Genomic DNA, 26,603 nt, shown 5'->3' with positions numbered 1-26,603 from the left:
GTTGAATCGCAATCGACTCTAGATTCCCTTGTTTTCGCAATGTTTTTGCAAAAAACCGGCGTCCACTTTTTCGCTCATTGCTCTAGCGCCCCACCGCCCGCCAGCCGATGTCGCGGCGATAGAAACCTTCGGGAAAATCGATCGCCGCGACGCCGCGATAGGCGAGCGCCTGCGCCTGCGCCACGTCATCGGCGAGCGCCGTGACATTGAGCACACGCCCGCCATTGGCGACGAGTTTGCCGTCCACACGTTTGGTCCCGGCATGGGTGACGCTGACTCCTTCGATTCGTTCGGCCTGTTCGACGCCGGAAATGAGTCCGCCCTGTTTTGGCGCCGCCGGATAGTTCTGCGCCGCCAGCACCACGGTCAGCGCGGTCCGGTCCGACAGTTGGACCTTGTCGGGCAGCCGCCCCTGCGCGCAGGCGAGCAACAGCCCGAGCAGGTCGTCCTCCAGCCGCGCCAGCATGACCTGGCATTCCGGGTCGCCGAAACGCGTGTTGAATTCGATCAGTTTCGGGCCGCCTTCTCCGATCATCAGTCCGGCGAACAACACGCCCTTGAACGGGCAACCTTCGGCCTTCATCGCCGCGACGGTCGGCGCGACGATCTCCGCCATGACCCGCGCGGTAATTTCCGGCGTGACCACGGGCGCCGGAGAATAGGCCCCCATGCCGCCGGTGTTCGGCCCGACGTCGCCGTCGCCGGCGCGCTTGTGGTCTTGCGCCGAGGCGAAAGCCAGCGCCTTGTCGCCGTCGCAAAGCGCGAAAAACGACGCCTCCTCGCCATCGAGATATGCCTCGATCACCACTTGCGCGCCGGCTTCCCCAAAAACCCCGGAAAACATCTCGTTGACCGCAAGCTCCGCCTCGGCGAGCGTCAGGGCGACCACCACGCCCTTGCCGGCGGCGAGTCCATCGGCCTTTACGACAATCGGCGCGCCCTGTTCGCGCAAATAGGCCAGCGCCGGTTCGCGGGCGGCGAAGCGCCGATAGGCGCCGGTGGGGATGTGGTATTTGGCGCAAAGGTCCTTGGTGAAGCCTTTCGAGCCTTCGAGCCGCGCGGCGGCCTTGCTCGGCCCGAACGCCTTGATCCCCGCCGCCTCCAGCGCATCGACGATCCCTTCGACCAAGGGCTGTTCCGGCCCGATCACCACCAAGCCAATATTTTGCAACCGGCAGAAGTCGATCACCGCGCCGAAATCGGCGACGTCGAGCGCGACATTTTGCGCCACTTGCGCCGTGCCGGGATTGCCGGGCGCGACGAACAATTTTTGCGCCTGAGGGCTTTTGGCGAGCGCGACAGCGAGCGCATGTTCGCGTCCGCCGGAGCCGATCAGAAGGATATTCATGAAGTCCTCGTTTCGCCGTCTGTTTAGGCGAGGCGGGGCGAGGTTTCAACTTTGCCTGTCACCACACGATTTCGGCGTTGAGCCGGCCCCGCACGTCGGCGAGCGTGATGCGCGTGAAAAAGTCATGCCAGGGCTGGGGAACGAGATAATCCATTTTTTCGCCGGCGTCCCAGACCATCGCCACCGTCCCCTTGAGGCAGCAGGCGCTCGCCCTCGCCTGCAATTGTCCGATGGTCGCTTCCTGCTGGGTAGGTGAGGCGCGGGCGAAAGCGGGGTCCATGATGACGATGACCATGTCCTGGCCCTGTTCGTTCCATTGCGCGACCTTGATCGACGGCATGTCGCCTCCTTGACGTTTCCCTGCGCCGCAGCATGTTTCGCGCCAAATCTTCGCGCTCGCCAGAACCCGGCCAAAAGGGTTAGTTTCGCGCCATGAGCGATTCCGCCCCGCTGACCAATGCGCCCGAACTGACCGTGTCCGAATTGTCGGGGGCGCTCAAGCGCGCCATCGAGGATCAGTTCGGCCATGTCCGGCTGCGCGGCGAGATTTCCAATTATCGCGGCCCCCATTCCTCCGGCCACGCCTATTTTTCGTTGAAAGACGCCAGCGCCCGCATCGACGCCGTGGTGTGGAAGGGGGTGTTCTCCCGGTTGCGGACCAAGCCGCAGGAAGGGCTGGAGGTCATTGCCACCGGAAAGATCACCACTTTTCCTGGAAAGTCTTCCTATCAGATCGTCATCGAGCAATTGGAGCCGGCGGGTCTCGGCGCGCTGATGGCGCTGCTGGAGGAGCGGCGGAAAAAATTGGCCGGCGAGGGCCTGTTCGAAGAGGCGCGCAAGAAAAAACTGCCATTTCTGCCCAAAACCATCGGCATCGTCACCTCGCCGACCGGCGCGGTGATTCGCGACATCTTGCACCGGTTGCACGACCGCTTTCCGCGCCGCGTGCTGGTCTGGCCGGTGCGGGTGCAGGGCGAAACCTCCGCGACGGAAGTGGCCAACGCCATACGCGGCTTCAATGCGTTGAAACCGGGCGGCAAGATTCCGCGTCCCGACTTGTTGATCGTCGCGCGCGGCGGCGGCTCGCTCGAAGATTTGTGGAGCTTCAACGAGGAAGAAGTTTTGCGCGCCGCGGCGGAAAGCAAAATTCCGCTGATTTCGGCGGTCGGCCACGAGACCGACTGGACGCTTCTCGACCTCGTCGCCGATCTGCGCGCGCCGACGCCAACCGGCGCCGCCGAAAAGGCCGTTCCGGTGCGCGCCGAACTTTTGAGCGACATCGCCGGCCTGTCGCGCCGCCACACCGACGCGATTTTCCGCACCCTTGAACGCCGCCGCGCCGATCTGCGGGCGCTGGCCCGCGCGCTGCCGGGCGGGGAGTCGCTGCTCGCCACGCCGCGCCAAAGGCTCGACCGCGCGGGCGAGAAAGTGCGCGCGGCGGCTCTGGCCTCGCTCGGACGGCGGCAATTGTCGCTGGCGCAGGCGTCGCGCTTGTTGGCCCGCCATGCGCCGCAGGCGGAATTGCAGCGGGCTTTGGGGCGGCTCAACACGCTGGCCTTTCGTCTTGCGGCGGCGCGCGCGCCGATCACGCAAAAACGGCGGGAAAGGCTGGAGACGGCAAAAAAGAGTTTTGACGCGGCTTTCGCCTCGCGCGCAAAATTGCTGCGCGGAGATCTGGCCGCGCGCGAGCAACGGCGGCAGGCTCTGGCGTCGCGGCTTTCCGCCGCCATCAAGGCGCTGCTGGACCGCCGCCGTGAAAAACTCGACAACCTCGAAAAATTGCATTTCGCGCTCGGCTATGGCGCCATCCTGAAGCGCGGCTTCGCGCTGGTGCGCGACGCGGCGGGCGCCGCCGTCCATTCGGTGCGCCAGGCGCCGCCGGGGACGGCGCTGAGCCTGCAATTTTCCGACGGCCGGATCGCGGCCACGGTGGAAGCGCCGGGTGAGACCGCGCCGGTCCCACGCCGGCCGGCGGCGAAAAAACTCGGAAAAGCGCCGGCGGGCGGGCAGGGCAGCCTGTTCTGAACTTAGCCGCGACTTGCGCGCGTTTCTCGAATAGGTCAAGATTTGCGTTGATCTGGATCAAAATGCTCATCGCCCTGCTGACCGACATTCACGCCAATCGCGAAGCCTTCGACGCCTGCCATGCGGAGGCGCGGCGCCTTGGCGCGCAGAAATTCGTCTATCTCGGCGATCTCGTCGGCTATGGCGCCGATCCGTCCTATATTGTCGATCGCGTCGCCGAGGATGTTTCGCGCGGCGCGCTGTGCCTGATGGGCAACCATGATCTCGCCGCCGTGCAGGGCGCGACCGACTATATGAACGTCCCCGCCCGCGCCGCCATCGAATGGACGGCGGGAAAACTCGACAGCGCGCAACTGGCCTTTCTCGCGGCCATGCCCTTCACCGCGACGAGCCGCAACGAGGTTGGCGGCCAGACGCTTTACGTCCATGCCGACGCCAGCGCGCCTGAGCGCTTCGCCTATATTACCAGAGAGGTTGAGGCCGAACGCTCGCTCAACGCGACCCCGGCGCAGGTGACTTTCTGCGGCCATGTCCATCGCCCGCAGCTTTATCACATGGCGCGCGGCAAGCCACCGATTCTGTTCAATCCCACCGCCAACCTGTCGATGCCTCTGGCGCGCAGCCGGCGCTGGCTGGCGGTGCTCGGCTCGGTCGGCCAGCCGCGCGACGGCAATCCGCTTGCCGCTTTCGCGCTTTACGACGACGCGCGCGGCGCCCTTAATTTCATCCGCCTCCCCTATGACATCGACAAAACGGCGCAAAAAATCCGGGCGGCGGGCCTGCCGGAGTTTTTGGCCGAGCGGCTTTACGAGGGGCGATAGCGCGGGCCGGGCGGCGCTTCGCTGCAACACGAATGGCCGGACCGGTCGCCGCGTCAGCGCGTCAGGCGGCGAATTTCCGCTCCCCCGCCACCCAGGTCTCGCTGATCCTGATGTCGGTGATGGCGTCGAGCCTCACCTTGTAGGGATTGCTTTCGAGAATCGTGAAATCGGCTTCCTTGCCCGGCTCCAGCGAGCCCAGGCGGTCGCCCTGTCCGAGTTGCCGGGCGGCGTCGATGGTCACGGCGCGGATGGCGTCGTCGAGCGAAACCATCTGATCGGGCCCGACTACGGAATTGTCGATGATGCAGCGGCGCGTCACCGCCGTGCCGATGAGCGCAAGTGGCCCCGGCGGCGAGCAGGGCCCGTCGGTGTGCAGCGTGAACGGCAGGCCGGCTTTGACGCAGGCCCCGGCGGGGTCCATGAAGGCGGCGCGTTCGGGGCCGAAGATCTGGTCGCGATAGGCCGCGCCATAGAGGCGCACATGGTTCATCAGGAAGCTCGGCTGCACATTGAGCGCCTTCATGCGCAAGATCTGGTCGGGGCGGGCCATGGTCGCGTGTTCGATCCGGTTGACGCCATGGGCGGTCGAACTCTTGTAGGCCGCCTCGATCGCATCGAGCGCGATATCGATCGTGTAATCGCCGTTGCAGTGGATTTGCACCGGCAGGCCGAAAGCCTGCACTTCCGCGACCATCTGTTTCATTTTGGCCGCGTCGAAGTTCGGCGAGCCTTTGGAAGTCGTGTTCAGATAATCCCTGGTCTGCGCTCCGGTTTCGGTCTGGTTGGAGCCGTCGCCGACGATCTTGACGCCATAGAGCGAGAACAGCGAGTGATCGACGGGTTCGCCTTTTCCGAGTCCGAGTTTTCGGTAGGGCTCAAGGCCCTTCATGTCGTCGAACATCACGCTGGCGCTGGTGCGCACGGCCAGCGTATTCGACAGTTTCGTAAAGGGTCCGATCCACTCCGAGCGGATCGTGCCGGGCTCATGCAGCAGGGTGTTGCCGACGGACGCGACATGGCGGGCGTAATCCGTCACCGCCTTGGCCGCGACTTCGGGCGTGATCTTGCCGAGGAAGTGGACCGCGAATTTGAGCATCGCGCTTTCCTCGTAGACGATGCCGTTGAGCTTGCCGTCCGGCCCCCGGCCGAAATGGCCGCCGCCCGGAAGGGCGCCGACATCCTCGGGGATTCCCGCGACCTTCAACGCATCGCTGTTGACGCCGGCGTCATGGCCGTTGGTGTACCAGATGAAGATTGGATGGTCGGTCGAGATCGCATCGAGCTCGGGCCGTGTGAAATCGCCGCCCTGCAGCAGATTGTCGAAATTGGAGCCGACGATCCACTGGCCTTTAGGCGTGGTCGCGGCGAGCTTTTTCAAATAGGCGACGAGTTTTTCGCGGGTCGGATACTTGGCGTAGCCGACGTCGTCGAGCAGTTCGAAAATCAGCGCGGCCAGAATCGTGTGGTTATGCGGGTCGATGAGGCCCGGCAGCACCGTGCGGCCGTCGAGTTCGACAATTTTGGTATTGCCGGTCTTGAGGCCCGACAGCGCGCTGTCGTCGCCGACCGCAAGCACCTTTCCGCCCTTGATCGCAATCGCCGAGGCGGTCGGCGCCCCCGCCAGCGGGCGGATCGTCCCGCCGCGCAGAAGGAGGTCGGCGCCCTCATCAGCGGCGAAGGCCGGAGCGCTCCCGACGGCGGAGAGCGCCGAGGCGGCGCCGACCGAACAGGCCATGAAGGAGCGTCGGCTCGGCGTGAACACCGCCTTGCCGAGCAGGCCCGCGATCCCGCCGGAATAGAAATCATTGTGAAGGAGGAGCTGGCTGAAACACCCGCGGCACATTTTCAAATCCTCCTTGGATCGCACGGCGCAGTTTACGCTTCGTTTCTCAAATTGACGCTTCGTCTCTTAATTCATTGTATTATAATATAAAACGGAAAAATGACAATTGGCCAATGGCATTTGGAGCTTCGGGCGCAAGCAAACAAATCCCCATGTCGCGCGATTGCAAAAAATGTGGTGACGGCTTTCAAAAGCCGCGGTTCATCTCTCGCTTTGGACGGAAAAGCCGGGCCGCCGCAACGCGGCTCTGTCGGTTTTTCAGAGTTGGAGCGATCAAGCCGCGCTGGAAAATGGGTCTCGGCGACGGCGAGGTTCATGCAAAACGATCCAACGATGGACCCTCCCGCTGCCCCAAATCCGGTGCTGCGACCTCGCATCGGATCGAACTTGAAGTCCGGTGAACCTTATTAACCTCAAGCTAAACCGTTGGTGTAGCGCGAACCTTTCGGTTATTACGTAGGTTCTTGGAGCCTATCCACGCAATCCCCATTCGCTAAATTAGTTCTATCTAATTGTTTGATCGTATTTTTTTAACGAAAATGTCTCCAGCATTTTTTTTGGAACAGGGTCTATTCGAGTTGCGTCGATGGACTTGCAGTGCGAGCGCGGAGCGCTTGCGAAGTAAGTCTTGAAGTTTCTTGCTTGACTTTGCGTTCATGTCGGGCGAAACTACAGGTGTGGTAAATCATGCCACAACGATAATGGGGGAACTCCATGACGAAGCGTATTTCGACGGTAGCGCTTGCAGCGCTTATCGCGGGCGGAGCTTTGGTTGCCGCCACGACGGCCTACGCCAGTTCGGTCACAGTGATCTATAGCACAATCACAACCGCAAACCCCGACGCCGGCGGGGCGATAACGGGTCTCGTCACTGGTCTGGTCAAGTCGACGCTCGGTCCGGATGGTCTCCCGGTGGAAGCCGTTGCCGGCACCTTCTCCAACGTCAATGGCGCTGGCGAATTGCTGTGGTGGACGCCCGATGGCGTTAACGTTACGGCGGGCGTTTCCTATGCCTATCCGAACCCGGCGGCATTGCCGTTCGATATCCAGAAGAATTTCTTCCCCAATGGGACCGGCGGCTCCAACGCCGGCGGATATACGTCGGCGATTCTCAGTGGAACGTTCAACACGCCTGCCGGCGGAAGCGTTATCTTCAAGCTTGGCTCGGACGACGATGCCTGGATCTTCCTGAATGGCAACCTCGTGGTTGACAACGGCGGCATTCACGCATTGGTCACCGCCCCCACGACGGTGGCGGGATTGGCTCCGGGACTGAACACCGTGAAAGTATTTTTCGCCGATCGGCACGTTGTGCAATCCGGATTGTATTTCGACGCCAATGTGACGGTGAATCCCTCGGTCCCCGAGCCCTCGACCTGGGCGATGATGCTGCTCGGGTTCGCGGGCCTCGGCTTTGCTGGGTATCGCGGCGGCAATCGCAGGCGGAACGCTGTCGAGGCCTGAATATATCCCTGTTTTGCCTAACCGAGAGACCGCCTCGCGGCGGTCTCTCTTTTGTTTGCATCATTTTCGAAGCCGGCGCATAGGACCCTGGCGGGCGGACGAATGTTCAATTTCGCCTTGAGAGGGTCAGCGAACATCCCGCGGATTGCGACTTCGATCCGGATTAAGCCGATCCAGCTTCACCCGCCCTTGGCCGCCAGGCGGATAAACACGGGCCCGCTAGATTTCCCTCAGCCCATGCTCCAGCTCCTCTTCGGCTTCCAGCACATGCATTTCGATGCGGGGATCGATGCCCTTGGCGGTCAGAAAGAGATAGAGCGCGCCGCCGTCGAGATCGATCGGGCGCTTGTGTTCTGCGGCGACAGCGTCGATCACAGCCGCCGTCTCGCCGAACAATTTCCGGCTGTGCGCGCCGATCAGAGCATCGACGGAAAAGCCGCTGATCGACCTTGAAAAATTGTCCTTGTTGGCGACGAGCGCGCGGCGCGAAAAGGCCGGGGCCATGATCTCCACATAATTGAGCCGGCGAAATCCGGGGCCGTTCCGGCGCTGGTAGAGAACCGGGAAGGAGCCAAAAGAATCCGGCGTCAGCGACGGTTGCGCGAGATCGAGTTTTTCGTCGCGCATGATTGCAAATAGCCGGTCGATTTTTTGGGCGGAAATCCCGATGTCGTCGTCGAGAAACAGAACATAGGCATAATCGCCCAAAATTTCGGGCCGTTCGGCGAGCAATTTGTCGATCGCCGTGACCTTGGTTCCGGTCTGCATGACGACATATTCGGCGGGCGGAGGCGGCTCCTTCGGCGGCGCGTAATAATTGAGCAAGAGATCGTAATTTCGCGCCGCATCGTGCAAGCTGCGCGGATGGCGGCCGTCGGTCTGGACGAACACCAGATGGTCGTGGCGCCTCGGCCCGCTTTTAAGAATTTTCAGCTCGATTTCGGCGCGAAACCGCGCCTGGTTTTCCTTCAGTTCGGCTTCGAGCAAGGGCAGGGCGAGGCGGCGGGGTCCGCGTCTTTCCTCGAACAATTTCAGCAGCATGCGGGCGCGGCGCTTCGGCTTGGCCTTATAGGCCATCATGACGAAAGCGCTGGAGAGGCGCTTCGAGGGATCGCGCAGATCGTCGATGACACGCGCCTGGCAATGCGCCCAGGGCGACACGCCGCTTGCCGCGACATCGGGGTTTTGCGCGAGATAAAAGCTTTCGTCATATTCCTCGCAGGCCGGGGCGCCCAACGGCGCGCGCAGGAAGGCGGCGAAGGCCGCGCCCTCGCTCAACCCGCGATGGCGGGCGAAAAAATCCGGATCGAACAAAGGCGTCGGGCGAAAACCCGAGGCCTCGCCGGCCAGCAGATAATGCAGCAAGGCGAAGGGCGCGAGAAGGCGGGAGCGCAAGTGCAGCCAGGCGTAATCGGCGTGGCGGAATTGCCCCGACTTCAAAATGGTCCAGAAATCGCCGAATACGTGTGCGATGGCGCGCCCCCAGAAATGTTTCAGACAAACGGCACGATTTCGGGCCGCAGGCCGCGCCCGAGGCGATTGACGAGATATCGTCTCGCCTTGAAAATCTGGCGGTAGAGGCGCTCGGCCTCGCGCCGCAGCGTGAACAGGATTTTTCGTTGCTTTTCGGACGGTTTGGCGACGTCGAGCTTGCCGATGGCGCTGGCGAAATTCCTGCCCTGGTCATGATGGCGCAGATAGAGCGAATCCTGGATCGCCACCGCCGGCGCCAGTTGCAGGAGCATAAGACCTTGCTGGGCCGGGTCTTCGGGGAAGACGATGTAATCCACCGGCAGGGTCGGTTTTTCCGTCGCGCGCATAAAAAAGCCGGCGCCCTCGCGGCTCAATATATAGGCGGCGCAGCTTTCGTGGCGGGTGTAAAGCCGGGCCAGACGTCGGCGTTTCACCTGCGCCTCGGGCGGCCCCAGCATGACCGACTGGAAGAAAGTGTCGAGTTTCACCGCCTGGGCAGTCGCGGGAATCCAGCTTTCCTCGCCAACAAAAGCGCCGAAATCGGGCGAAAAATGCACGTCGTCTTCGAGAAAGCAGGCGAAGGCTGAATCCGTCGTTAGAAACTTCGCCCAGGCCTCGCGATGGCTCGTCAGGCAGGCGATTTCAAACCGCGTCGGGCCTTTTTCGGTCGGTGGGCTTTGCCGCCCGTCGGTTGCCGCGACGCGCTCGAAATCGAGGCCGGCCAGCGCCTGTTCCATATGGGCGCGGCGGTCCTGCTCGCGGTCGAGATTGATATAGTAGAGGCGCATCTATCCGTTCCGCGCCGGTTCGGCGAACAACCGAACCGGCGCCATCTCATCTTTCAACCCTTGTGCAGTTCCTTGGCCACCGCATTGGGGCGCAGCCGATAGGCGTCGGGCATGTGCGAGCCGAGCAAGGGCCGCAGATAGAGGCGGAAGGCGTCGGTCACGTTGGTGCCGCACTCGGACAGAAATTCGTCCTCCATCACCCGCGTCTTGCCGGCGATGGCTTCGAGCGGCGCGAGTTCGTAATCGACCGAATAATAGCCGATGCGCTGGATCGTCACCGAGCCGCTGCGGTCGCCCCACATGGCGTATTGCACCGCCTTTTCGCCGACTTCGCGCGCTTCGCGCTGGTCGACGTCGGAGACGCAGCCGATGAACGAGCGTTGCAGATAGCCGAACGTGTCGCCGCGCACCCTTTTGATCTTGAGCTTGATCTTGATCTCCTCGCACAACAGGTCGGCCAGCGCGCCGGTGCCCGAAAGCTGGACATTGCCATGGGCGTCATGCTCGATCTGCTCGGCCAGCTTGGTGATGATCGGCACGCCCTTGGCGTCGTGAATGCCCTCCGAAACCGCGATCACGCAGCGGCCGAGCCGTTCATAGGTGGCCTTGACGTCGGCGAGGAACTTGTCGATGTCGAACACCCGTTCCGGCACATAGATCAGATGCGGGCCGTCCTCGGGGAATTTCTTGCCGAGCGCCGAAGCGGCGGTGAGGAAACCCGCATGACGGCCCATCACCACGCCGACATAGACGCCGGGCAAAGCGGCATTGTCGAGATTGACGCCGGTGAAAGCCTGGGCGACGAAACGCGCGGCGGAGGGAAAGCCCGGCGTGTGGTCGTTGCCGACGAGATCATTGTCGATGGTTTTCGGAATATGAATGCAGCGCAAAGGATATTTGGCCTTGTGCGCCTCCTCGGAGACGATACGCACCGTATCGGAGGAATCGTTGCCGCCGATATAGAAGAAGGCGCCGATTTCATGCGCCTGCAAAACCTTGAAGATTTCGTGGCAATATTTGGCGTCGGGCTTGTCCCGGGTCGAACCGAGGGCCGAGGACGGCGTATTGGCGACCATTTCGAGATTATGGCTGGTTTCCTGGGTCAGATCGAGCAGATCTTCGTTGACGATGCCGCTGACGCCATGATGGGCGCCATAGACCCGGCTGACGCCTCGGAACTTGCGCGCTTCGAGCACGACTCCGGCCAGCGACTGGTTGATGACGGCAGTGGGGCCGCCGCCCTGGGCGACCAGAATTTTTTTAGGCGTCATGAAATGAACTCCCCGCGAGGATGACGCGCCCTTACTAGCGCAGCTTGGGGGGGAAAACACCCTGCATAGGTATCAATTTAGCCGGATTGCTTAGGCTTGCGGCGCCGCCGGCCGGGCCGGGCCGCATCTGCAAAAAATCAGCCGCCGGTTTTCGCGCAAAAATCCTGCTAGAACAGTTCAGGCGAGACTAAATCGAGGGAGTCGTCCCATTTCCAGCGAAACGCCCGGCTTTTCCGATCTGCGCCCCGGCGACGTCATCGACGGTTTTCGGCTGGTGGAGCGTCTGCATGTCGGCGGCATGGCCCATATCTGGCGGGTCACCCGCGACGATATGTCGCCCCCGGCGATTCTAAAGGCGCCGATCGTGCAGGACGGCGACGACGCCACGGCCATCGTCAGCTTCGAAATGGAGCAGATGATCTTGCCCCTGCTCAGCGGCCCCCATGCGCCAAAATTCATCGCTTCCGGCGATTTCAGCAAGAAACCTTATATCGTGATGGAATGGGTCGAGGGCGCCTCGCTGCTCGATCGGGTTGACGACGCGCCGCTCCCGGCATCGCAAGTGGTCGAGATCGGAATTGGCGTCGCCCGCGCGCTCACCGACCTGCATCGCCAGAACGTCATCCATCTCGACCTCAAGCCGTCCAATATCATGCGCCGGCCGGACGGCGAATTCACCCTGATCGACTTCGGTCTGTCGCGCCACGACCTTTTGCCCGACCTGCTGGCCGAGGAGTTCCGCGTGCCCATCGGCACCGGCCCCTATCTTTCTCCTGAACAGATCGCCCGCGACCGCAGCGATCCGCGCAGCGATATTTTCGCGCTCGGGGTGGTGCTTTATTATCTGCTGACCGGGGTGCGGCCGTTCGGCTATCCGCGCAAGAAGGCCGCGCTGGCGCGGCGGTTGTGGCGCGATCCCGAACCGCCGCGTTCGCTCAATCCCGATTGTCCGCCCTGGCTGCAGGAGGCGATTTTGCATTGCCTGGAGCCGGAGGCGGACCAGCGCTATTCGACTGCGGCGCAACTGGCGCTCGACCTCGCCAACCCGGGACAGATCCGTCTGACCGGGCGGGCGGAAAAGTCGCGCGCCGATTCCTGGCTGACGGCGCGCCGGCGCTGGTGGCGCCAAAAATTCGAGCCGACCCGTTTTTCGCGCTCGATGGCGTCGCGCCGGGCGAGCGCGCCCATCGTCATGGCGGCGATCGATCTCGCGGCGGAAAACGCGGCGCTCGCCGAGGTCGTGCGCGACACGGCGGGGCGGGTCATGAAGACCGCGCCAGGCGCGCGGCTCGCCTGTGTCACCGTCATCAAAACCAGCCGCCTGCGCATCGACAACCCGCAGGACGAGCAGGGCCGCAACCTCCATGTCGGGCGACTGGTGGACATGCGCGCCTGGGCCAGCGGTCTCGGGCTGCGGCCGGAACAGGTGACGGCCCATGCGCTGGAGGCGACCGATCCGGCCGCCGCCCTGATCGATTTTGCGCGCGAAAACCATGTCGATCAGTTGGTGATCGGCGCCGGTTCGCCGCGCCGGCGCGACATTGGCCCGGTCGCCGCGCGCATCGCCGCCCAGGCGCCCTGCACCGTCACGCTGGTGCGGCTGCCCCGGCCAACCGATCCCGCGCCGCTCGGCGAGGAAATCGAGACCGAACCGGATGCGGGTTTCGGGATCTAGATTGAGACGCCGGGATTGATGCGCGCCGCCATCGGCGTTAAATGGTTTTGGCCCTATCGTGAACCGGGCCGGAACGGAAACCGCGCATGAACCGGATTGATCGCCGCGTCGCCTTGAGCGGACCGGCGGAAGTCGAATATCTCGACGGCGATTTCAAGATCAAGAAGCCGGGCGCATACGTCGTCTGCGCCGCCACCGGCGCGCATGTCGCGCTCGAAGATCTGCGCTACTGGAACGTCGATCGCCAGGAACCCTACGCCGGTCCGGAAGCCAAGCTTTTGCGGCTCAAACAACTGGGGCAGGGGAGCTGAGCGCCTGTCCCCGGCTTCCGCTGCGGCAGGACGCGATCTGGCGCGTTTCTTTTCGTTTCGTTTCGATTTGATTTGATTGCTGATTTGCGATCTGGCTGGGTGGCGGCGTAATCGCCATCAAGGAAACGTGAACGAGCTTGGCCTTGGGTATCGGGAACCGCTTTAAAACGTCATTTCAGATTGTTATCGGCAGCGTTCAGGCATTGGCTTTTTTAGACCGGCTTGATGGCGTTCACGAACTCGTGCTACCAAGCATGGCGTTACAACAACCATGCGGCCAGCAAATGGCATCGCTTCAAAGATGCCATAGGCACGCTATTCATACCGGGAGGAATGCCATGTTTCGTCCATTTCTGATCGCTGCGGCCTCCGTTGCGGTTCTTTTGTCCTCATCGGCCGCCTTTGCGCAGCAACCCGGCGGCACGGCGGCGGAAGCCAAAGCCCTGCTGACCAAAGCGGTCGCCGCCGTCAAAGCCGACAAGTCCAAGGCCCTTGACTCGTTCAACAGCGCCGACGGCGGGTTCCTCGACCGCGACCTTTATGTGTTTTGCACCAAGGTTGCCAATGGCGAGTTCGTCGCCATCGGCAACCCGAATTCCAAGCGGTTGCTCGGTCTGGACATCAGGACGCTGAAGGACCCCACCGGAAATGCTTTCGGCGAGGCCATTTTTGCCGCGGAACAGAAGCCCGAAGGTGAAATCACCGAGGTTGCCTATGTGTTTCCAAAGCCCGGGCCGGACAAGACCCCAGTTCCGAAAGTAAGCCTGGTCACCAAGGTGGGTGATTTGGGCTGCGGCGTTGGCTACTACAAATAAGCTCGGGCGTCGCTCCGCCAAGCCCCCGGGTTTGATCGATTCGCCAAAATTCTGCGAATCGCGAGCCGTTTTTCCGGCCCGCGATTCGGGGAGGCGTTGCGAATGGCGCCGCTCTATCCGGATTCGGCCTGAAGCCGCGTATCTCGCGCCGGCTGTCCGGACGGCGAAATATTGTGCTCCGGCGTTTTAGAAATTTCACTCATTCTCGCCCCGCAGGCCCGCGTAGCGCCCGCGCGCCCAGAAGCGTCAGGGCCTTGCGCAGATCTTCGTCCTCCACGCCCTGCGTGGCTTTGCCCGCCTCGGCCAGAGCCTGCGCGTCGGGCGGAGCAATGCGCGGGCGCGCAAGGGCCTTGCTCAGCGGACCTTGGCGGATCGCCAGCCGTCCCACCGCCCGCCAGCCGAGATGGGAATTGACGCGCTCGATCAGTTGCGGCGCCATGTGCTGGATTTCGATGGCCATGCCCCCCGAAACGCGCAGCACCAGCGTCGCCGGCTCGACTGAAGCCTCTGGAAGGCGCTGGACGGGGCGGCGAGGCCATTGCAGTTTGATGGGCTCGCTGCAGGCGCCAAGACGCGCGCCAACGATGTCGTCCCAGTGCAGGATGAGGCTCGACTGGCCAAAGCCCTGTCTGGCCAGCAAAGGGTCGACCGCGACGCCGACGAGTTCGGCGAGCGGGACGGGTTTGGAGAATTTTTTCGAAGGCGCCATGCGCCATCTTGGAAGAGCCATGGGCAAAAGCAAGACGCAAGGCGATGTGCGGGCAAAAAAGCTGCTCGACTGGTATGATTCCAGCCGCCGCGACCTGCCCTGGCGCGCGGCGTCTGGCGCAAAATCCGATGTTTACGCGGTCTGGCTGTCGGAAATCATGCTCCAGCAGACCAGCGTCGTCACCGTCGCCGCCTATTACCGCAAATTCATGGCGCTCTGGCCTCGTGTCGAAAACCTCGCGGCGGCGCCGGTCGAACAGGTCATGCAGGCCTGGGCCGGGCTAGGCTATTATTCGCGGGCGCGCAACCTCCACGCCTGCGCGCAAAAAATCGTCGCCGATTTCGGCGGCGTCTTTCCGACCGACGAGGCGCAATTGCGGGGCCTTCCGGGTATCGGCCCCTATACGGCGGCAGCCATCGTCGCCATCGCCCATGGCCGGCGCGCCATTGTCGTCGATGGCAATATCGAGCGCTACGCCGCCCGGCTGCTGGCGCTGGAGACGCCGCTTCCCGCGGCCAAAAAGGCGATCTACGCCTTTGTCGAAAGCCTGACGCCACAAGACCGCGCCGGCGATTTCGCCCAGGCCGGCATGGATTTCGGGGCGACTTTGTGCACGCCGCGCAATCCCGATTGCGGGCATTGTCCGCTGCACGGCGATTGCGCCGGCGCGGCTTGCGGCCATCCGGAGGATTTTCCGCGCAAGGCTTTGAAAAAGCCGCGTCCGCTGCGGCGCGGGGCGACGTTTTACCTGCGCCGCGCCGACGGCGCCCTGTTGACGCGGACAAGGCCGCCGCGCGGCCTGCTCGGAGGCATGGTCGAGTTTTGCTGCGCCGACTGGCGCGCCGAGCGCTCGCCGGACTGGGCCTTGCGCCAATTCGCGCAAGGCGCGCTCAAAGGGGCGCCGATGCCCGGCGTGGCGTGGCGCCATGCCGGCGAAGTGGATCATATTTTTACCCATTTCGCCTTGAACCTGACGGTTTTCGTCGGCGCCGCGCCGCGATCGACGCCGGCGCCGGAAGGCTTTGTCTGGCTCGATGAGAGCCGGATGCGCGCCGCCGCCTTGCCCAGCGTGATGCGAAAGGTGGAGGCCTGCGCAAGGGCTCATCTCGCCGCTTCGGGCTTGTCAGGCGCGCGGATACGTTCATGATGCGGGGGCGGCGTTCCGGCTGGGCGGGACCGGCGCATCCCGGAGTTCGCGCATGACGAGAAAACGCGGCGACAAGCCGCAAGTCGAACTGACGGAAGGCGCGATCCGCGTGGTCTGGCGAGGGCGCACCCGAACCATCCTGCCGGCGCCCGCGCCGACCAACGCCGAGGACGCGCCCGATTTCACCGTCAGCCTCGACGACCTGGTCTGCTGGGATCCGCCCGACGACGACACCGAGATCGAAATGACCGAATTGCAGATCATCCTCGAAGCCATTGATGATGCTTTCGACCGGCTGGGCCTCGATGTGGCTTATGAATGAGGCGCCAGCCCTCCCCAAAACGAATCCCATCTGCTAGAAAACGAGCGCGATACGCGGGAGACGACACGCATGAGATGGGAAGATTTTCGCCGGTCGGAAAATGTCGAGGATCGCCGTGGCGACACCCAATATGCCGGCGGGGGCGGCGGCTCCTCGGGACATCTTGGCATCGGCGCGATGATCATTCTCGGCCTGATCGGCTATGCCTTCGGGATCGATCCTCGCCTGCTCATCGGCGGGGCGGAACTGGTCAGCAATGTGACGTCCGGTTCGGGCAAGCAGCAGACCGCGCCCTCCAAGCCGATGGGCGCCCCCAACGACCAGATGGGCCATTTCGTCTCCGCCGTTCTGGCCGAAAACGAGGATGTTTGGAAGGAGGTGCTGCCGGCCCAGACCGGCGTGCGCTTCGTCCCCGCGCCGGTGGTGCTGTTCCAGGGCGGCACGCGTTCCGGCTGCGGCATAGCACAATCGGCGATGGGACCGTTCTATTGCCCGGAAGATCGGAAAATCTATCTCGACACGGCATTCTTCAAGGACATGCAGAAGCGCCTCGGCGGCGGCGGCGATTTCGCCTACGCCTATGTCATTTCTCATGAAATGGGCCATCATGTGCAAAATCTGCTCGGCATTCTGCCCAAGGCCCAGGCCGCGCAACAGAACGCCGGCTCGAAAGCCCAGGCTAACGCCATTTCGGTGCGGGTCGAATTGCAGGCCGATTGCCTCGCCGGCGTCTGGGCGGCGAACGCCCATCAGAAATGGCAGGTCATCGAAGAGGGCGACGTCGAAAAGGCCATGGCCACCGCACAGGCAATCGGCGACGACCGGTTGCAGAAATCGGGGCGCGGCTATGCCGTGCCGGATTCCTTCACCCATGGCTCTTCGGCGCAACGGGTGCAATGGCTGGAACGCGGGCTGCAATCGGGCAAGGTCTCGGCCTGCAATACATTCGGGCAGTGACCGGCGGCTGAACGATTATCGAACCGGCGGCGCCCATCCAGGCGGCGCCAGTTCAAAGCCCGAAAATTCGAAAGCCGGGGCGACGACGCAGCCGACCAGGCTCCAGCCGCCAAGGCTTCTGGCTTCCTGCCACGCGCCCGCCGGGACGACGGCCTGCAAGACTTCGCCGGCTTGCGGTTGGGGGCCGAGTTTTGCGGTTTTCTCGGGTGAATCCGCATCGCGCAGGCCCAGATGCAGCGGCGCGCCGGCGTGCCAGAGCCAGATTTCCGCCGCATCGACGCGATGCCAGCGCGAAAATTCGCCCTCCGCGAGCAAAAACAGGATGCTGGTCGCAACGCCTCTGCCGCCGCCGGCCGGGACGTCACGCCAGATTTCGCGAAAATGCCCGCCCTCGGGATGCGGCGTCAGGCCAAGTATTTCGCGCACCGCGCGGGCGGGGAGCGAGGCGTCGCGAAAGTCGATCATTCCGTGGCGGCCTTTCTCAGATCAGTTTCTGCGCCCGGACGTTGAGCGCCCGGCGGATTTTCAGGCGGCGAATCAGGTCGGCGAGATCTTTTGGCGCGGCCTTTGCCGAGGCTTGACGCCCAGCCAGCGCCCCGACCGGCGGCGACAGCGCCGGCGCGAGCCGCGTCGCCAGACTGTTGGGCGCGAGCCGCAGCAGGGCGCCTCGAAACGCGCCGGGTTCGAGCAGCAGATCGCCGGCCTCGTCGGCGAAGCCGCTTTGCGGCGCAAAGCCGCCTTCGAGCACCAACAGGATTTCCGCACGCGCCCGCTCGATGGCGAGGCGCAGCCCGTCGCGCGCGGAAGCCGTTTCGATGAAGGCGCAGCCGGCGTGTTCGGCGAGTTCGGCGAGGTCAAAGCCGGCGGGGCCGACAATCGCCACATCGCGCAAAAATCCGTCCACGGCGAGGCGCACCAGCATGGCCAGGCTGCGCGCCACGGCTTCGCCCGCCCGCGCGACCGGGCTTGCGGCGCGCAGCGACGGGGAAAGGACGATGGCCGAGATCATGGGGCGGCGCCTGAATCAAAGAGCAAGTCACTTAAGCCCTTTCGCGCCGCGCCGCAAAGAGGCTTGACAAAAGGTTAATGTTCTTTATTTGTTCTAACACATCCTGTTGTTTCCGCGAGGCGGCGATGATCCCGGCTTTATGCGTCGATGTGACGATTCCTGACGCGGCGCCCGGCCCGGCTTCGGCGGGCGGCGAAAAGATTGCGCCAAAGCGGCGGCGTGGCCGCACGGCGAACGCCAACGCCAGCGGGCGCTTTGAACCTGTGGCGCGCGTCGATCTCGACGACGGCTGGGGCTCGCTCGACGAGTTGCCGGCTTTCGTCACCGAGGTCGCTCACGAAAAGCCCAAGAAAATCATCACCCGCAACGAGTCGCCCGACCTCGCCTTCGACCGTTCGATCAATCCCTATCGCGGCTGCGAACATGGCTGCGTCTATTGTTTCGCCCGCCCGACCCACGCTTTTCTCGGCCTGTCGCCGGGGCTGGATTTCGAAAGCCGGCTGTTCGTCAAGGACAATGCGGCGGAAATCCTGCGCCGCGAATTTTCCGCGCCCGGCTACCAGCCGAAAACCATCGCCATCGGGACCAATACCGATCCCTATCAACCAATCGAACGCGAGCATCGCGTCATGCGCTCGATCCTCGAAATGCTGGCGCAGGCCAATCATCCGGTCGCCATCGTCACCAAATCGGCTCTGGTGCTGCGCGATCTCGACATTCTCGGCCCGATGGCGGCGAGGGGGCTGGCGAAAGTGGCGCTGTCGGTGACGACGCTCGACCGCGATCTGGCGCGGGCGATGGAGCCGCGCGCCTCGACGCCGCAGCGCCGGCTCGACGCCATCGAAAAGCTCAGCCTGGCGGGGATTCCGGCGGCGGTGATGGTCGCGCCGGTCATTCCCGGCGTCAACGATCACGAGATCGAGACCATTTTGACGCGCGCCCATGCGCTGGGCGCCAGCGAGGCCTTCTATATCCTGTTGCGCCTGCCTTTGGAGACGCAGGATATTTTCGCCGGCTGGCTGCTCGAACACCATCCCGGCAAATATCGCAAGGTGATGGCGCTGCTGCGCTCGACCCGCGAGGGCAAGATCTATGACGCCGCCTGGGGCAAGCGCATGACCGGAACCGGCCCCTATGCCTGGATGATCGGGCGGCGTTTCGAACTGGCCTGCGAAAAGATCGGCTTTAACAAGCACAAGACCCGGCTGCGAACCGACCTGTTCGCGAGGCCGGCCGGCGGCGGCGTGCAGTTGAGCCTGTTTTGAAGGAAAGCCAAAACTCAGTTCCGGCTGGCGAGGCGATAGGGGAAGGGCGCAAAGCGCGCCGAGACGAGAATGGGCGCCGCGCCCCTGATCGGGCGGCCCCAATTGGAGTAGGGCGCCTTGGGCGCCACAGCGGCGATCAGGTCGGGGCGCGGTTGCGGCGTCGCAGGCGCGACGGCGGTGGCGCTCGCGACCGCCAGTTCGGCCGGGCGCGGCGGCGGCGTCGGGCTTTCCGCCGGATTGGCCCCATTGGCCTCGGCCGGCAATGTCGGCGACGTCGCTGGCCCGGCAGGCGGCGTCGCCGTGCCAGCGGGGAGTCCGAACTGCGCCCGGACGGTCTGGATTTTCACCGGCGTTCCCGCGCCCGGCGCCGGCTGCGGCGCCAAAGCGGCTACAAGGCCTTCAAATGCGTTGGAGACCGGGTTTTGCGGCGGGTTTTCCTGACGCTTCGCGCGGGCGATCAGAATGCGCGGCTCGCGCGGCGCGTCGCAATCGCGAATGCCGAGCCGGATCAGCTCCGAGCCGGTCAGCACCTTGTATTGACGCGTCAGTTCCCCGAGTCGCTGGCGCACGGCGGGCGGATAGGCCGCCATCATCGCCTCGGAAATTTCCTCATTGGCGTTTTTGGTGACCGGATTATAGGCCTTGTGGAATTTCAGGATGCTGGACGGATAGACGCAGACATTGGGCAGGCTCAGCGCCAGCGTGCAGGCGGAGCGGCATTCGTGCAGCCGTACCTCGCGGTTGCTCGCCAAATAGCGCTCCGTCTGGGCGCCATATTGATCGACATAGCCGCCGACGTCCTTCATGACCACGACAGGCGCATCGCCGGGAGGCGGATAAAGATAACTCATGGGACCGGATCGTTCACGGGAGTCCGAAGCCTTTGGACAAGGCCAGCTTTGTTCCAACAAGGTAAAGGCTTCATTAACGCCCGGAACCTGAAATCATGACGACCAAACCTTTGCGTCACTTCCCGTAACGCCGCCAATAGTCGTCGTAAATATCCTCGACCCGGGGCTCTCGCGGTGGGATCGGGCGCACGATCCGGGTGATGTTGAGGAAGTGGCGGTAGTTGAGGTTGTCGGAAAATCCGTTTCCGCCCCAGGTGCCGCAGCCGATCGACATCGAGAACGGCAGGCCGTTTTCAAAAGACCCGCTGACGGCGAGGCTGTGGACCTGATCGACGATCACGCGGCCCACCGGCAATTCCTCGCCAAGACGCATGATTTCATGCGGGCTCGCGCCATGGACCCCGACCGAATGGCCCTTGCCCTGGTAATCGTAGATCGCCCGCACCTGATCTATCGCGGCGTCGAAATCGCCGACCCGATAGACGGTCAGCGCCGGCGAAAGCTTCTCGCCGGACAGCGGGTGACGCGAACCGATGTTCGAGACGTTTTCCTGCGCCATGATGAAACGGCAGTCAGCGTAACTGTCGCGACTTAGTCCTGCCAGCTGCGCCAGTCGCGGGGCGGATTGCGCGAGGACGGCGGGCGACAGCGCGCCGGAAGGGAACATCGCGGCTTCGAGCCGCCGCCGCTCGTCGGGCGTCGCCAGCACGCCGCCCTCCGCCTCCAGAGCGGCAAGCAGCGGCCCCCATGCGTCGCCGATCACCACCAGGCTGTTTTCCGAGGAACAGCTGGTGGCGTAGTCGAAGGTCTTGGAGGCGGCGATGCGGGCGGCGGCGGCGCGAAAGTCGGCGTTGGGCGTGACAATCGCCGCGACATTGCCCAGACCGACGCCAAGGGCGGGCGTGCCGCTGGAATAGGCCGCGCGGACATTGGCCTGCGAGCCGGTGGCCACCACCAGATCGGCCAGACGCATCAATTCCGCTGTCAGCGCTTTCGACGCCGGCGACGGCAATGCCTGCGCCAGATCCTTCGGCAGACCGACTTTCGCCAGTTCGTCGTGCACATAGCCCAGCAAGCTGGCGCAAACGCCGGCGCCCCTTGGCGACGGCGCCAGCACGATGGCGTTGCGCCCCTTCAGGGCGTTGATGATGTTGTTGATCGGCGCGGCCACGGGATGGGTCGAGGGCGTGATCGCCGCCACCACGCCGACCGGCCGGGCGATTTCGGTGACTCCGGCGGCGGGGTCTTCGCGCAGCACGCCGACCGAGCGCGCGCCTTGCAGATCGCGAAGCAGCCCCAGCGTCTTGCGGTGGTTCTTGAGGACCTTGTCCTCGACCGACCCGAGACCGGTGTCTCGCACCGCCTGCTCGGCAAGCGCCCGGTTGCGGCGCGGCTCCATGACCGCCCAGCCGGCGGCCGTTACGGCGAGGTCGACGGTTTCCTGGCTTGCCTGAGCAAAGGCGCCCTGGGCCGCGCGGGCCCTCTCGACGAAAAGCCTTGCCCGTTCCTCGTCCCGCATCGACAAAAACCCCGATTGCACCCCTGAAATCAAGTTAATGCATACCTCCTCCCGTCTGGCAAACCTGTCGTCGAAGGTGGCGATTTTCCATCTGCGCCACGATTCGGGAACAACGGCCAGTCCGGCCAAACCTCAGGTCAGGACGGCCACCAACAGCGGCAGCCACAGCATGGCGAAGAGAGTCGATGTCAGCACCATGCCCGCGACCTCCTCCGGCCGATTGCGATACATCAGCGCGAACAGATAATTGAACACCGCCACGGGCATGGTGCTTTGCATGATCACGACGCCGCGCGCCACGTTGTCGTGTTCGAACAATCAGGCGGCGACCGCCCAGCCGCCGGCGGTCCCGAGCCCCAGCCGAACCAACGCCATGGTCGTCGAACGCCCCAGACTTGTCGCCTTGATTTTCGCGAGAGCGACGCCCAGCGCCATCAGCATCAGCGGAACCGCCATCCCTCCGGCCAGTTCGGCGGTATTGGCGATCCAGCGGGGAATGGCGACGTCGAAACCGGACAAAGCCACGGCGACCGCCACCGCATAGATCAGCGGCGTGCGCGCCATCGCGCCCGGTTCGAAGCGGCCCGAGGCAATGGCGGGCCCAAGGGTGAACTGGCCGATGCTGGTCACCGCGAAATAAACCATCGCCAAAGCCAGACCCCGGTCGCCGAAGGCGAACTTGCAGACAGGAAGCCCGAGATTGCCGATATTGGGGAAAATCAACGACGGCAGGTAGACCCGGAGCGACAGCCCGGTCAGCCAAAGGCCGAGCCCGGCGACGAGGGCGAAAAGGCCCAGGCAGGCCAGCGTCGCCTCGACCATCAGGCCGGTCTCGGCGAAGGAAATCCGGGCGCTGGTGAAGGTCGAGAACACCAGACATGGCGCAGCGATCAGCGACACGAGATCGGTCACCAGCATCTGGTCGAAGGAATAGCCCCTTTTCTCCCAGATATAGCCTGCCGCCGACAGCAGAAACACGGGGGCGACAACGGCGGCAAGGCCCGAAATCATTTCCATTGATTTATCCCGGCTGCGGCCGAACGCCTGTTCGCGATGCGCCCGTCTGGCGCAAACGCCCTGTCTCCGCCAGTCGGGCGCGCCATGCTCGTTCCGGCGCCATTCCCCGAAGCCAATGAGCGCGCGCCTTGATGGCTTCGCGGAGCCCATGATGCGGCTTCCGGGCGGCGTCGGCCAGTCGATTCCTCGTTCGTTGCGATGGGACCTCCTTTGCGGCCTTCTTGCTGCCATCTTGGCGTATCGGCCTTCGGCGACTGACGAAAGCCAATTTCCCTTGGAAATTTTTTTAAGGAATCCGTGGGGTTTTTCTGCCTGAAGCATTTTTAAGCGAAACGGAGGCCGCTTCGCGTGCGGAAATTGCATAAAAAAAGCCGAGAGTGTTTTCGGCGAACGGCTCTGCTCCGAATGCGCCCCCGTTTCGATAAGCAATATCTGCCTCCCTTTGCGCCAGACAGAAGGAAATTTCCGCCATGCGTCGACACCGCCGAGCCAAGATTGTCGCCACCGTCGGGCCGGCAAGCGCCGCGCCCGCCCAGTTGAAAGCCCTGTTTGTCGCGGGAGTGGACACATTCCGCCTGAACTTCAGCCATGGGACCCATGCCGATCATGCCCGCGTCCATGCGGCCATTCGCGCCCTTGAGGAGGAAGTCCGCATGCCGATCGGCATTCTCCAGGACCTGCAAGGCCCAAAGATTCGCGTCGGCGCGATTCGCGACGGCAAAATCGTGGTCGCGGCGGGCGAAAAGGTGCGATTCGCACTGCAAGGCGGCGACGGCGACGCCATGTCGATCCCGTTGCGTCATCCCGAGATTTTCGCCGCCGTCATGCCCGGACATGACCTGCTGATCGACGACGGCCGCGTGCGGGTCCGCGTCACCGGCATGACCGACGACACCATCGACGCCGAGGTGATTTATGGCGGCGTGATCTCCGATCGCAAGGGGGTCAATCTGCCCAATACGATTTTGAACCTGTCGCCGCTGACCGCGAAGGATCGGGCGGACCTCGCCTTCGGCCTCGAACTCGGCATGGACTGGGTGGCGCTTTCCTTCGTCCAGAAGCCCGCGGACGTGATCGAAGCCAAGGCGCTGATCGGCAACCGGGCGGGCCTCGTCTCCAAGATCGAGAAACCCACGGCGCTCGACCATATCGAAGACATTATCCTGCTGTCGGACGCCATCATGGTGGCGCGCGGCGATCTGGGCGTCGAGATCCCGCATGAGGACGTCCCGGGCCGCCAGAAGGAAATCGTTCGCGCCGCGCGTCTGGCGGTCAAGCCGGTGATCGTCGCCACCCAGATGCTCGATTCGATGGTGTCCTCGCCAACGCCGACGCGAGCGGAAGCCTCGGATGTGGCCACGGCGATCTACGATGGCGCCGACGCGGTGATGCTGTCGGCGGAATCGGCGACCGGCGACTATCCTGTAGAGACCGTGCGGATGATGGACAACATCATTCGCGCGACCGAAGGCCACAAGCTTTACACCTCGATTATCCACGCGACCCAGCCGGAAACGGAAGAGACGCCGCCGCACGCCGTCGCCGCCGCCGCCGCCGACGTGGCCGGAGCCATTGGCGCTCCGGTGATCGTCGCCTTCACCTCTTCCGGCACGACGGCGGCGCGCATCGCCCGCAAACGCCCGATGCTGCCGATCCTGGCCATCGCCCCGAGCGCCGCCATCGCGCGTCGCCTGCGGTTGCTGTGGGGCGTTCATAGCGTTCATTCGGCCGCGGCCCTCGACTACGACGAAATGATCTCCCATGCAGCGGAGATCGCGCGAAGCGAAGCCTTCGCGCAAGTCGGCGACAACGTTGTCGTCGTGTTCGGCATCCCGTTTGGCCGCGCCGGAACAACCAACAACTTGCGCGTGGTCGAGATCGGCCGGGGCTGACGGCCGGGTCCGGGCGTGAGGCGCCACTGCGTCCTTCGCCGATTTATTTGCGCGGGGGCAGCCATCAAGGAGCGGCGCCGATGAAAGCGGCGCACAAGGCGCCGATCGGGACAGGAATATGCGGCAAGACAGAAAGCTTTGCTTGGGCGACGGGCGCCGCGCGCCGCTCGGGCGCGCGTCCGGCCGCGGCCGGCGAAATATCGTCGGTCCTTTTCAAGGGCCGATGGTAAAAGGCCGGGCCGTCATCGGACGCATGAACAAGTGCGCGCCTTCGGCCGTCACGGCCTAGTCATAATGTTCAAGGAACGCGAGAACAGAACGGAAATTGCTTCGAAGGCCCGACAACTCCAAGGTTGTAACCCGCACATAATTGTATTGATATTTTTCGGTTCCGATAAAATTTTCGTGAAGCCGGCGGCTAAAGAACGATCCTGAGCTTGACAAAGGACTGTGGGCGCCTTTATCAATTTAAGGCAAGGATAATATAATTAAGTCAGTGGTACGAATCAAAAGATTAGGGCAAGGTCTGAAAAATAATTTTAAATGTAGTAGAAAAAATTTTGTAGTGGTTTGTAATTGAGTTTACTCTCCTGTTTGCACATTAAATAACAGAATTTGCTGCGAATGCTATCGTCATGGCTGGGGGCAGGAAATGCAGGAGAGGTCTCGAATTCCGCAATTGCCAGACGCAGCCGCTTGTCGCGCATGTTGCGAATTTGCTGCGGCGCGCCGTCGTTGGATAGCCGGAGCCAATCCATGAATCTGGCCTCCAACGGAAACGTGAGCCTGGTTTCCCGCTGGTTTTTGCGTCCTGGCGCCGAGGAGGCGGGCTGGGCCGCCCTGCTGGAACTGGCCGAGGCGGTTTTCGTCAACGAACCCGACACTTTGACCTATCTGGTCCATGCGCCCCTGATCGACCATTGGCGCCTGCAAAGCCTGCCGCCGGTTGGCCCCCTGTCGGTCGAGTTCTATGAAGTCTACCGGGATGCGCAGGCTTTCCTGAACCACGTCAACGGCGAGGTTTTCCAATGGTTCCTGAAGACTTACGGATCGCTGTTCGTGGCCTCCAACGGGCGACCTTACACCACCGTCGAGTTCATGACGGCCCGGGCGGGGTTTTCGCGTCCCGGGGTCACCGCCGCGCCGGATCGCGCTGCGGGTGAGGTAAGGGGCCATTCGGGCGCGACGTCCAGGTCCGGCGCCGGAGATCGGGCGTGAACGCCATCCCCGGCCGCTTCGCACAGGGCGCTCATTTGGCGCCTTCAATACTTGTGTTGCCTTCCAATTCCTGGAAGCCGTTTCAGCCGCCGCCGCGCGCCGGTGTCGACGCGTGACCTGTAACGTTCGCCAAAACAGTGAATTGCCGAAATATCCGATCCGCAGGCCGGCGGCGATTTTCTTCAACCTCGTGTCAATCAGTCGAATTTCCTATGACAGGGTGGAACCTTAGGTCAAAATGCAATTGACGATACCGTCGCATTGTGTTAATTTTTTCCAAATATAAAATAAGGTGGGGAGAAAAAACACTAATAAACTGCAAAAGAATATAAACTGGCTAATTGCCGGTTCAATATTTAGTATTAGCCCTAAATTGTTACCTCACGGGGAGGGGGATCTATGCACTCTTTATTGGGCATGTGGTCTTTGGTTGATTGGCGGCGCGTCGGAAACGACGGCAAAACGGTTCATCCTCTTGGCGAAAATCCTGTTGGCCTGCTGGTTTATCTTCCAGGTGGCGCGATGATCGTTCAGATGCTTGCCAAGGATCGCCCGTTGATAAAAAGTACAGACCCAATCGGGGGAAGTATTGACGAGCGGGCGCAAGCCTATTCGACTTGTCTTGCTTATTTCGGCACGTTCAAGGTGGTCGGCGACAAGGTCGAGCACGATATCGAGGCGAGCCTTTATCCGAACTGGTCGGCAAAGCTGACGTCCCGGGGCTATGCATTCGAAAATGGGCAGCTGGTCTTGCGCACCGATCCGGCGATCATCGACGGTGTGTCGGTCGTCAATGAAATGTACTGGGAACGTCCCGCGGCCGCAATACCGTCCGCCTGAAACCAAAACTCCGCGCATACTCA

The 26,603-nt window shown here is 63.1% G+C and carries 29 protein-coding genes; 13 read left to right on the top strand and 16 right to left on the bottom strand.

The genetic code is table 11. The features are described 5' to 3' along the window. Window positions 1–82: 82 nt before the first annotated feature. Complete coding sequence (purD, locus tag QZY01_RS06780; RefSeq protein ID WP_294534992.1) at window positions 83–1,348, bottom strand: phosphoribosylamine--glycine ligase; 1,266 nt, start codon at window positions 1,346–1,348, stop codon at window positions 83–85. Window positions 1,349–1,406: 58 nt separating this feature from the next. After that, window positions 1,407–1,688: a hypothetical protein gene (locus QZY01_RS06775; protein WP_294534989.1), complete on the bottom strand. Its 282-nt coding sequence runs from the start codon at window positions 1,686–1,688 to the stop codon at window positions 1,407–1,409. 92 nt (window positions 1,689–1,780) lie between these two features. Between QZY01_RS06775 and xseA the strand changes: the two genes are divergently transcribed. Beyond that, the gene (gene xseA / locus QZY01_RS06770) at window positions 1,781–3,373 is read left to right on the top strand and encodes an exodeoxyribonuclease VII large subunit (RefSeq protein ID WP_294534986.1); all 1,593 of its coding nucleotides are present in this window, start codon (window positions 1,781–1,783) and stop codon (window positions 3,371–3,373) included. 62 nt (window positions 3,374–3,435) lie between these two features. Continuing rightward, complete coding sequence (locus tag QZY01_RS06765; RefSeq protein WP_294534995.1) at window positions 3,436–4,194, top strand: metallophosphoesterase family protein; 759 nt, start codon at window positions 3,436–3,438, stop codon at window positions 4,192–4,194. Window positions 4,195–4,255: 61 nt separating this feature from the next. Here QZY01_RS06765 and QZY01_RS06760 read toward each other — a convergent pair whose 3' ends face one another. Then, the gene (locus tag QZY01_RS06760) at window positions 4,256–6,037 is read right to left on the bottom strand and encodes an amidohydrolase (RefSeq protein ID WP_294534982.1); all 1,782 of its coding nucleotides are present in this window, start codon (window positions 6,035–6,037) and stop codon (window positions 4,256–4,258) included. Window positions 6,038–6,108: 71 nt separating this feature from the next. After that, on the bottom strand, window positions 6,109–6,354 hold the full coding sequence (locus tag QZY01_RS06755; RefSeq protein WP_294534979.1) for a hypothetical protein: 246 nt from the start codon (window positions 6,352–6,354) through the stop codon (window positions 6,109–6,111). Between the two features lie 397 nt (window positions 6,355–6,751). Between QZY01_RS06755 and QZY01_RS06750 the strand changes: the two genes are divergently transcribed. Then, window positions 6,752–7,501, top strand: coding sequence for a PEPxxWA-CTERM sorting domain-containing protein (locus QZY01_RS06750; protein ID WP_294534975.1), 750 nt, complete (start codon window positions 6,752–6,754; stop codon window positions 7,499–7,501). Between the two features lie 219 nt (window positions 7,502–7,720). On the opposite strand, the gene QZY01_RS06745 is transcribed toward QZY01_RS06750, so the two are convergent. Genes QZY01_RS06745 through QZY01_RS06735 form a run of 3 tightly spaced genes read right to left on the bottom strand, consistent with a single transcriptional unit; the run spans window position 7,721 to window position 11,033 of the window. Then, entirely contained in the window at window positions 7,721–8,941 is a 1,221-nt protein-coding gene (locus QZY01_RS06745) for a DUF707 domain-containing protein (RefSeq protein ID WP_294534972.1), read from the bottom strand. A gap of 53 nt (window positions 8,942–8,994) precedes the next feature. Next, complete coding sequence (locus QZY01_RS06740; protein WP_294534969.1) at window positions 8,995–9,762, bottom strand: glycosyltransferase family 25 protein; 768 nt, start codon at window positions 9,760–9,762, stop codon at window positions 8,995–8,997. A 53-nt stretch (window positions 9,763–9,815) separates the two neighbouring features. Then, on the bottom strand, window positions 9,816–11,033 hold the full coding sequence (locus QZY01_RS06735; protein WP_294534966.1) for a 6-phosphofructokinase: 1,218 nt from the start codon (window positions 11,031–11,033) through the stop codon (window positions 9,816–9,818). Window positions 11,034–11,307: 274 nt separating this feature from the next. On the opposite strand from QZY01_RS06735, the gene QZY01_RS06730 reads away from it, so the two are divergent. The 3 genes from QZY01_RS06730 to QZY01_RS06720 all read left to right on the top strand — a co-directional run bounded on the left by QZY01_RS06730 (window position 11,308) and on the right by QZY01_RS06720 (window position 13,834). Next, on the top strand, window positions 11,308–12,708 hold the full coding sequence (locus tag QZY01_RS06730; protein WP_294534963.1) for a bifunctional serine/threonine-protein kinase/universal stress protein: 1,401 nt from the start codon (window positions 11,308–11,310) through the stop codon (window positions 12,706–12,708). An 86-nt stretch (window positions 12,709–12,794) separates the two neighbouring features. Next, window positions 12,795–13,019, top strand: coding sequence for a DUF2093 domain-containing protein (locus QZY01_RS06725; protein ID WP_294534962.1), 225 nt, complete (start codon window positions 12,795–12,797; stop codon window positions 13,017–13,019). A gap of 143 nt (window positions 13,020–13,162) precedes the next feature. Continuing rightward, window positions 13,163–13,834: a cache domain-containing protein gene (locus QZY01_RS06720; protein WP_294534959.1), complete on the top strand. Its 672-nt coding sequence runs from the start codon at window positions 13,163–13,165 to the stop codon at window positions 13,832–13,834. Between the two features lie 199 nt (window positions 13,835–14,033). Here QZY01_RS06720 and QZY01_RS06715 read toward each other — a convergent pair whose 3' ends face one another. Further along, on the bottom strand, window positions 14,034–14,543 hold the full coding sequence (locus QZY01_RS06715) for a DciA family protein (protein WP_294534956.1): 510 nt from the start codon (window positions 14,541–14,543) through the stop codon (window positions 14,034–14,036). A gap of 19 nt (window positions 14,544–14,562) precedes the next feature. On the opposite strand from QZY01_RS06715, the gene QZY01_RS06710 reads away from it, so the two are divergent. From QZY01_RS06710 to QZY01_RS06700, 3 genes are all read left to right on the top strand, one after another. After that, complete coding sequence (locus tag QZY01_RS06710) at window positions 14,563–15,690, top strand: A/G-specific adenine glycosylase (RefSeq protein WP_294534954.1); 1,128 nt, start codon at window positions 14,563–14,565, stop codon at window positions 15,688–15,690. Between the two features lie 52 nt (window positions 15,691–15,742). Next, a complete protein-coding gene (locus QZY01_RS06705) occupies window positions 15,743–16,012 on the top strand; it encodes an Imm74 family immunity protein (RefSeq protein WP_294534952.1) in 270 nt (89 codons plus the stop codon). A 69-nt stretch (window positions 16,013–16,081) separates the two neighbouring features. Further along, window positions 16,082–16,969, top strand: a complete 888-nt coding sequence (locus QZY01_RS06700) for a neutral zinc metallopeptidase (RefSeq protein WP_294534949.1) — start codon at window positions 16,082–16,084, stop codon at window positions 16,967–16,969. A gap of 15 nt (window positions 16,970–16,984) precedes the next feature. Here the strand turns inward: QZY01_RS06700 and QZY01_RS06695 are convergent, their stop codons facing one another. Next, window positions 16,985–17,434 (bottom strand): cupin domain-containing protein, encoded by a 450-nt coding sequence (locus tag QZY01_RS06695; RefSeq protein WP_294534945.1) that lies wholly within the window; start codon window positions 17,432–17,434, stop codon window positions 16,985–16,987. A gap of 16 nt (window positions 17,435–17,450) precedes the next feature. Next, the gene (locus QZY01_RS06690; RefSeq protein ID WP_294534943.1) at window positions 17,451–17,978 is read right to left on the bottom strand and encodes a transposase; all 528 of its coding nucleotides are present in this window, start codon (window positions 17,976–17,978) and stop codon (window positions 17,451–17,453) included. Window positions 17,979–18,103: 125 nt separating this feature from the next. Here QZY01_RS06690 and QZY01_RS06685 point away from each other — a divergent pair, with 125 nt between their 5' ends. Further along, on the top strand, window positions 18,104–19,243 hold the full coding sequence (locus QZY01_RS06685) for a PA0069 family radical SAM protein (protein WP_294534940.1): 1,140 nt from the start codon (window positions 18,104–18,106) through the stop codon (window positions 19,241–19,243). 14 nt (window positions 19,244–19,257) lie between these two features. Here the strand turns inward: QZY01_RS06685 and QZY01_RS06680 are convergent, their stop codons facing one another. The 5 genes from QZY01_RS06680 to QZY01_RS06660 form a co-directional block, all read right to left on the bottom strand. After that, the gene (locus QZY01_RS06680) at window positions 19,258–20,094 is read right to left on the bottom strand and encodes a hypothetical protein (protein ID WP_294534937.1); all 837 of its coding nucleotides are present in this window, start codon (window positions 20,092–20,094) and stop codon (window positions 19,258–19,260) included. Window positions 20,095–20,209: 115 nt separating this feature from the next. Then, on the bottom strand, window positions 20,210–21,646 hold the full coding sequence (locus QZY01_RS06675; RefSeq protein WP_294534935.1) for an aldehyde dehydrogenase family protein: 1,437 nt from the start codon (window positions 21,644–21,646) through the stop codon (window positions 20,210–20,212). A gap of 99 nt (window positions 21,647–21,745) precedes the next feature. Beyond that, the gene (locus tag QZY01_RS06670) at window positions 21,746–21,931 is read right to left on the bottom strand and encodes a hypothetical protein (protein ID WP_294534932.1); all 186 of its coding nucleotides are present in this window, start codon (window positions 21,929–21,931) and stop codon (window positions 21,746–21,748) included. Then, complete coding sequence (locus tag QZY01_RS06665; RefSeq protein WP_294534929.1) at window positions 21,932–22,630, bottom strand: AEC family transporter; 699 nt, start codon at window positions 22,628–22,630, stop codon at window positions 21,932–21,934. It lies immediately after the preceding gene. A 286-nt stretch (window positions 22,631–22,916) separates the two neighbouring features. Continuing rightward, on the bottom strand, window positions 22,917–23,102 hold the full coding sequence (locus tag QZY01_RS06660) for a hypothetical protein (protein ID WP_294534927.1): 186 nt from the start codon (window positions 23,100–23,102) through the stop codon (window positions 22,917–22,919). Here QZY01_RS06660 and pyk point away from each other — a divergent pair. Next, window positions 23,101–24,522: a pyruvate kinase gene (gene pyk, locus QZY01_RS06655; protein WP_294534924.1), complete on the top strand. Its 1,422-nt coding sequence runs from the start codon at window positions 23,101–23,103 to the stop codon at window positions 24,520–24,522. The two genes, QZY01_RS06660 and pyk, sit on opposite strands and share 2 nt — an antisense overlap. Window positions 24,523–25,061: 539 nt before the next feature. Here pyk and QZY01_RS06650 read toward each other — a convergent pair. Beyond that, window positions 25,062–25,280 carry a hypothetical protein gene (locus tag QZY01_RS06650; RefSeq protein ID WP_294534922.1) on the bottom strand — a complete coding sequence of 73 codons (219 nt, stop codon included), beginning with the start codon at window positions 25,278–25,280 and terminating at the stop codon, window positions 25,062–25,064. Here QZY01_RS06650 and QZY01_RS06645 point away from each other — a divergent pair. Together QZY01_RS06645 and QZY01_RS06640 are read left to right on the top strand one after the other, a co-directional pair. Further along, window positions 25,279–25,740 (top strand): antibiotic biosynthesis monooxygenase, encoded by a 462-nt coding sequence (locus QZY01_RS06645; protein ID WP_294534919.1) that lies wholly within the window; start codon window positions 25,279–25,281, stop codon window positions 25,738–25,740. The genes QZY01_RS06650 and QZY01_RS06645 overlap by 2 nt on opposite strands. 399 nt (window positions 25,741–26,139) lie before the next feature. Continuing rightward, entirely contained in the window at window positions 26,140–26,580 is a 441-nt protein-coding gene (locus tag QZY01_RS06640) for a lipocalin-like domain-containing protein (protein ID WP_294534916.1), read from the top strand. The last annotated feature ends 23 nt before the right edge of the window (window positions 26,581–26,603 follow it).

It is taken from the genome of uncultured Rhodoblastus sp., from assembly GCF_903903185.1.
GTDB lineage: Bacteria > Pseudomonadota > Alphaproteobacteria > Rhizobiales > Beijerinckiaceae > Rhodoblastus.
The sequence above is the reverse complement of the archived record's forward strand: the minus strand, read 5'-3'. Positions and strand labels throughout refer to the sequence as shown.

Bases quoted from the DNA above. Each gene is read 5' to 3' on its own strand.
- QZY01_RS06705 (WP_294534952.1), top strand. From the start codon at position 15,743: ATGACGAGAAAACGCGGCGACAAGCCGCAAGTCGAACTGACGGAAGGC.
- pyk (WP_294534924.1), top strand. From the start codon at position 23,101: ATGCGTCGACACCGCCGAGCCAAGATTGTCGCCACCGTCGGGCCGGCA.
- QZY01_RS06640 (WP_294534916.1), top strand. From the start codon at position 26,140: ATGCACTCTTTATTGGGCATGTGGTCTTTGGTTGATTGGCGGCGCGTC.
- QZY01_RS06695 (WP_294534945.1), bottom strand. From the start codon at position 17,434: ATGATCGACTTTCGCGACGCCTCGCTCCCCGCCCGCGCGGTGCGCGAA.
- QZY01_RS06750 (WP_294534975.1), top strand. From the start codon at position 6,752: ATGACGAAGCGTATTTCGACGGTAGCGCTTGCAGCGCTTATCGCGGGC.
- QZY01_RS06690 (WP_294534943.1), bottom strand. From the start codon at position 17,978: ATGATCTCGGCCATCGTCCTTTCCCCGTCGCTGCGCGCCGCAAGCCCG.
- xseA (WP_294534986.1), top strand. From the start codon at position 1,781: ATGAGCGATTCCGCCCCGCTGACCAATGCGCCCGAACTGACCGTGTCC.
- QZY01_RS06685 (WP_294534940.1), top strand. From the start codon at position 18,104: ATGATCCCGGCTTTATGCGTCGATGTGACGATTCCTGACGCGGCGCCC.
- QZY01_RS06665 (WP_294534929.1), bottom strand. From the start codon at position 22,630: ATGGAAATGATTTCGGGCCTTGCCGCCGTTGTCGCCCCCGTGTTTCTG.
- QZY01_RS06645 (WP_294534919.1), top strand. From the start codon at position 25,279: ATGAATCTGGCCTCCAACGGAAACGTGAGCCTGGTTTCCCGCTGGTTT.
- QZY01_RS06725 (WP_294534962.1), top strand. From the start codon at position 12,795: ATGAACCGGATTGATCGCCGCGTCGCCTTGAGCGGACCGGCGGAAGTC.
- QZY01_RS06715 (WP_294534956.1), bottom strand. From the start codon at position 14,543: ATGGCGCCTTCGAAAAAATTCTCCAAACCCGTCCCGCTCGCCGAACTC.
- QZY01_RS06650 (WP_294534922.1), bottom strand. From the start codon at position 25,280: ATGGATTGGCTCCGGCTATCCAACGACGGCGCGCCGCAGCAAATTCGC.
- QZY01_RS06680 (WP_294534937.1), bottom strand. From the start codon at position 20,094: ATGAGTTATCTTTATCCGCCTCCCGGCGATGCGCCTGTCGTGGTCATG.
- QZY01_RS06760 (WP_294534982.1), bottom strand. From the start codon at position 6,037: ATGTGCCGCGGGTGTTTCAGCCAGCTCCTCCTTCACAATGATTTCTAT.
- QZY01_RS06660 (WP_294534927.1), bottom strand. From the start codon at position 23,102: ATGGCGGAAATTTCCTTCTGTCTGGCGCAAAGGGAGGCAGATATTGCT.
- QZY01_RS06740 (WP_294534969.1), bottom strand. From the start codon at position 9,762: ATGCGCCTCTACTATATCAATCTCGACCGCGAGCAGGACCGCCGCGCC.
- QZY01_RS06710 (WP_294534954.1), top strand. From the start codon at position 14,563: ATGGGCAAAAGCAAGACGCAAGGCGATGTGCGGGCAAAAAAGCTGCTC.
- QZY01_RS06735 (WP_294534966.1), bottom strand. From the start codon at position 11,033: ATGACGCCTAAAAAAATTCTGGTCGCCCAGGGCGGCGGCCCCACTGCC.
- purD (WP_294534992.1), bottom strand. From the start codon at position 1,348: ATGAATATCCTTCTGATCGGCTCCGGCGGACGCGAACATGCGCTCGCT.
- QZY01_RS06700 (WP_294534949.1), top strand. From the start codon at position 16,082: ATGAGATGGGAAGATTTTCGCCGGTCGGAAAATGTCGAGGATCGCCGT.
- QZY01_RS06765 (WP_294534995.1), top strand. From the start codon at position 3,436: ATGCTCATCGCCCTGCTGACCGACATTCACGCCAATCGCGAAGCCTTC.
- QZY01_RS06775 (WP_294534989.1), bottom strand. From the start codon at position 1,688: ATGCCGTCGATCAAGGTCGCGCAATGGAACGAACAGGGCCAGGACATG.
- QZY01_RS06755 (WP_294534979.1), bottom strand. From the start codon at position 6,354: ATGAACCTCGCCGTCGCCGAGACCCATTTTCCAGCGCGGCTTGATCGC.